Source organism: Brachyspira sp. (assembly GCF_050873525.1).
Classification (GTDB): Bacteria; Spirochaetota; Brachyspiria; order Brachyspirales; family Brachyspiraceae; genus Brachyspira.
This window is the reverse complement of record NZ_JBNMIZ010000232.1, coordinates 1-3,969: the sequence shown is the minus strand read 5'-3', so window position 1 is coordinate 3,969 and position 3,969 is coordinate 1. Positions and strand designations below refer to the sequence as shown.

Below are 3,969 nucleotides of genomic sequence, written 5' to 3'. Positions count from 1 at the left end.
TTAATTGAGTTATTTATAAAAAGGCTATTATTAAAAAATTATAATAGCCTTAAATATTTGATTATTGAATTATTATTTTTTTTAGTTAAGCGAGCGAGTTTTTATAATTTTTATTCAAACATGTTCATTAATCCCAAAGCGGTAATATTATCTCCGTAATTTTCGGACAGTTTTTTTAATTCGTTTATTGACTCTTCCGCATTATTTAATTTCATTATATTATAAACTCCTTCCTCTGCCGAAGAATATTTTTTTGATAAAAGTTCGCACATAGAATTTGTGGCGATAAAATAATCATGATTTTTATTTCTTCTTGAGCCTTCTATAGAAATATAATGTCCTCCGCCAGCGCACGCGCAATTTTCCAAAACATATCCGTTAATATGGTCCTTCGTTATTTGAATCGCTTTATCTTTATCTACCGCAAAAACTTTTGAGTCTCCCGCATGAAAAACAAAAACGCCAGCGAATTTATGATATAATATTCCCGCTATCGAAGCGCCCGACATAGCTTTATTTTTATCATCCGCCGATTCTCTTGCCGCATTAACTTCGAGTTTGATAAAATTATGCATTATCCAGTTTACCGCTTCCCGCTCTCCGACAATTTCGATTAAATCTAAAAAATTTTCGTTATATGTTTGAACGGCTAATCTTGAAGCAAAAGTATCTCCCAAACCGTCCGCCACTAATCCTACCGCAGAACCTTCGATTGAATTAATAAAATGGCTATAATTATTTTGTTCGTTTATTATTATAGGATTTCCAGAAATTGATTCGCTCACAAATAATATCGTGTCGTTATTTATTTTTGAATTTGAGCCTTTATTGGTAAAACAAAAAATATTCATAAAAATTTTTCCTTAATAAAATAAATAATATTAAAATCGTTTAACATTATAAATAATTAAAAAATTTTATCAATAATAAATTTGCAATATATTCTTATATATGCTACAATTGTTATCGGAGGGTTGTGATATGATTAATTCAGTATTTGATATACAAAATATGTATAAACTTACGGTTGCTGAATTTGACAGCATTTATAAACTCAAATTCGGCGAATATCTCGGTTATGAGAGATTCGATATACTTATGGCGTTATCGGACACTTTAGTCAAATTATTAAAATGTATAGAAATGACAGATATAACTAGAATGTATGACAAAAAAGATATTATAATCAGTTTTGCCAATAAGAGTTTATATCGTCAGTCTATAAGGCTTAAATGTATAGAAAGCGATGGAGTCGACTACATAAAGCATTATCAGTATTTTGGCGTAATATTGAACGATGATTTGGTTTCGAGAGCTTTTGAAGACTGGGCGGAATTGAAGAAGATAATCGAATCTACCGAAAAATAATTTTTTAAATAGATTTATAAAAATTATTTTCTTAACTCCGAGATTATTACTCCAGCTAAAGTTAATGCCACTCCTAAAACAGCGATTAGGGTTATATGTTCTTTCAATACTATTATTGAAACGAATATAGTTATTACGGGCGTTAAGTAAACATATATATTGGTTTTAATCGCTCCTATTAAATCGGTAGCCTTATTCCATATTATAAAACAAATACCAGAAGCAAAAGTAGCAACAAATATCATATTAAATAGAGTCACTGGATTTTTAAATGCCATTAAATTAGGATTAAAATCTAAAAATAAAAAAGAAGGCAACATAAATATTATTCCGTAAAATATTACCCTTCTTGTATATAAAATAATGTCGTATTTCATATCCGTAATTTTTTTAATTATTACCGAATAAAGTCCCCAACCTATACTTGATACAACCGCTAAAATATCTCCCAAAGGATTTAATTTAAGTTCGGCTTGTCCGTTGAAGCTTAATATAGTAATTCCAATCATAGAAACTATAAAACCTATAAAAAAACTTATATAAGGCTTTTCAATTTTTAGTATAAATGTAAATATTCCCGTAAATAAAGGAGCGGCGGCTATTATGACGCTTACATTTGAAGCTAAAGAATAACTCATAGCCAAATTTAAAAATAAATTATAAATAGTAATTCCCGTTAATCCAGCCAGAGCAAAATATATTTCTTCTTTTACGCTATTTAATTTTAATCTTTTCGGTTTCGCTATCAATAAAAGAATGTATCCCATACAAAATTGTAAAACCAATAACTCAAGCGGAGTAAAACTTTCAAGCAATATTTTTGTAGAAACATATAGAGAAGACCAAAATAAAACGCTTAAAAATGCAAAAGTATGTCCTAAAATTATATCTTTTTTCATTGTATCATCCTAATATTTTTTATTTTTTCATTAGATAATTTATATTATTATGAAGTCTAACCAAATAACTTCTTCCCAAATCTATAGAATCGTAAATCCAGCTCCATAAAGTCCATATATAATTAGACATTAATTGTCCTTCTATTATTTCCTCATAGGTTATATCTTTATATAATTCTATAAATTTATTAATTTGATTATCGTTTAATTCCAATTCAGCGGTAAAGTTTCCAATTTCCCAAAGTATAGAAGAAAATCCAGCGTATTCAAAATCTACAAATTTGATATTTTTGCCGTTATACATTATATTTGGAAGTTGCAAATCTCTATGACATAAAACTTGTTTTCCACCGTCCATTTTTCTTGCTATATTAAGTATAAATTTATGCTCTATTTTTGTAACTATATTTATATTTGCAAGTTGTTCGTATTTTTTAATTTCCTCTATCATAGAAATAACTTCAAAGTTTTCATAATTATCATGCGACATAGAATGAAGTTTTTTCATTTGTTCGATTATTAGCGGAAGAATAGAATCGTAATTTTTTAAATCGTCAAAATCCAAAGACCTATAGCCTTCCAAATAATCGGTTAATCTTATATCGCTTTCATAAAATTCGCTTTTAGGAGCCATATCTTTATCGCGTATAATATTTAAAATTTTTTTTTCGGAAGTTCTATTAATTACTTTTTCAGTTCCTTTTCCAGGTATTCTTATAACTTTATACTCGTTTAAAAATTTAATTTTATAATTAATATTCGTTATACCAGCAAGTCTTTCTATTTTCCCGTCCTCACTGCATTGTTGGGCTATCTCTTCGGGAGTTAATAAATTATGATATAAAGCGTCTTTAAATGAATCCACTTCCGCGTAAATATCGTCATAATTAAAAGCGTAGAAATTTATTTTATCAATAGCTCTTAATATGCAATATTCCCAATATTCGTCATCGCTGCAATTTATTAATTCTTTTTTTAAAATCTTTAAATCGTCTTCATTATCAAATACCGCTATACCGTCACCGTATCCGCTTGTCGCGTTTGTATCTATATCTATTAATTTAAAATTGCTATCTACTATATATCCCCAAGAAACGACTCCCTCGCTAATTTTTTGAGATAATAATTGAGATATATTCGGCTTTATATATTCCGTAAAAGGCTTTGTTATAAATAAATCTCCGTTTAATATTATTGTCCCTTTTTCTATTTCATCTATTACAAATTTTAAAGAAGCACTGCTATTCTTCTTGGCATAATCATTATATACGACTTTTTTGAATCCCAATTTTTCTTTATGTATATCAAATAATTCGTTTTTATATCCCGTAACTACGGTAATATCGTTTACGCCTCCGCTCTTTAAAAACTTTATCATATTTTCCAAGATAGTTTTTCCTTTTATTTCCAACAAAGGTTTTGGCTTTAATAAAGTCATAGGAGATAGTCGCGTTCCCATACCAGCGGCTAATATTATAGCTTTCATTATCAATCTCCTTATTTTATCTTATTTAAACTTTTAAAATTCATTATATTCAATATTTCTTATTTATATAATTCAGCATATTTTATTTTTCCATTGTGATTTTTATCATTAAAATTAAATTCTAAATCTTTGCATAATCCGTTTTTTATGTCATTATTAAAATCATTTTCATCAATATAAAAATCATAAAAATATCCATACATTATATCTTTATTT

General features: G+C 27.7%; 4 protein-coding genes. 1 reads left to right on the top strand and 3 read right to left on the bottom strand.

Annotation, left to right across the window (positions count from 1 at the left end):
• Nucleotides 1-110: 110 nt before the first annotated feature.
• Nucleotides 111-851, bottom strand: coding sequence for a serine/threonine protein phosphatase (locus tag ACR0QS_RS11770; RefSeq protein ID WP_432633643.1), 741 nt, complete (start codon nucleotides 849-851; stop codon nucleotides 111-113).
• A 130-nt stretch (nucleotides 852-981) separates the two neighbouring features.
• Here ACR0QS_RS11770 and ACR0QS_RS11765 point away from each other — a divergent pair, with 130 nt between their 5' ends.
• Nucleotides 982-1,368, top strand: coding sequence for a hypothetical protein (locus ACR0QS_RS11765; protein ID WP_432633642.1), 387 nt, complete (start codon nucleotides 982-984; stop codon nucleotides 1,366-1,368).
• Nucleotides 1,369-1,391: 23 nt separating this feature from the next.
• Here ACR0QS_RS11765 and ACR0QS_RS11760 read toward each other — a convergent pair whose 3' ends face one another.
• Both ACR0QS_RS11760 and ACR0QS_RS11755 read right to left on the bottom strand, forming a co-directional pair.
• Nucleotides 1,392-2,267, bottom strand: coding sequence for a DMT family transporter (locus ACR0QS_RS11760; protein WP_432633641.1), 876 nt, complete (start codon nucleotides 2,265-2,267; stop codon nucleotides 1,392-1,394).
• Nucleotides 2,268-2,286: 19 nt separating this feature from the next.
• The gene (locus ACR0QS_RS11755; protein ID WP_432633640.1) at nucleotides 2,287-3,753 is read right to left on the bottom strand and encodes a sugar phosphate nucleotidyltransferase; all 1,467 of its coding nucleotides are present in this window, start codon (nucleotides 3,751-3,753) and stop codon (nucleotides 2,287-2,289) included.
• Nucleotides 3,754-3,969 lie beyond the last annotated feature (216 nt).

Coding starts and splice junctions, on each gene's coding strand:
- ACR0QS_RS11765 (WP_432633642.1), top strand. CDS start 982: ATGATTAATTCAGTATTTGATATACAAAATATGTATAAACTTACGGTT.
- ACR0QS_RS11770 (WP_432633643.1), bottom strand. CDS start 851: ATGAATATTTTTTGTTTTACCAATAAAGGCTCAAATTCAAAAATAAAT.
- ACR0QS_RS11755 (WP_432633640.1), bottom strand. CDS start 3,753: ATGAAAGCTATAATATTAGCCGCTGGTATGGGAACGCGACTATCTCCT.
- ACR0QS_RS11760 (WP_432633641.1), bottom strand. CDS start 2,267: ATGAAAAAAGATATAATTTTAGGACATACTTTTGCATTTTTAAGCGTT.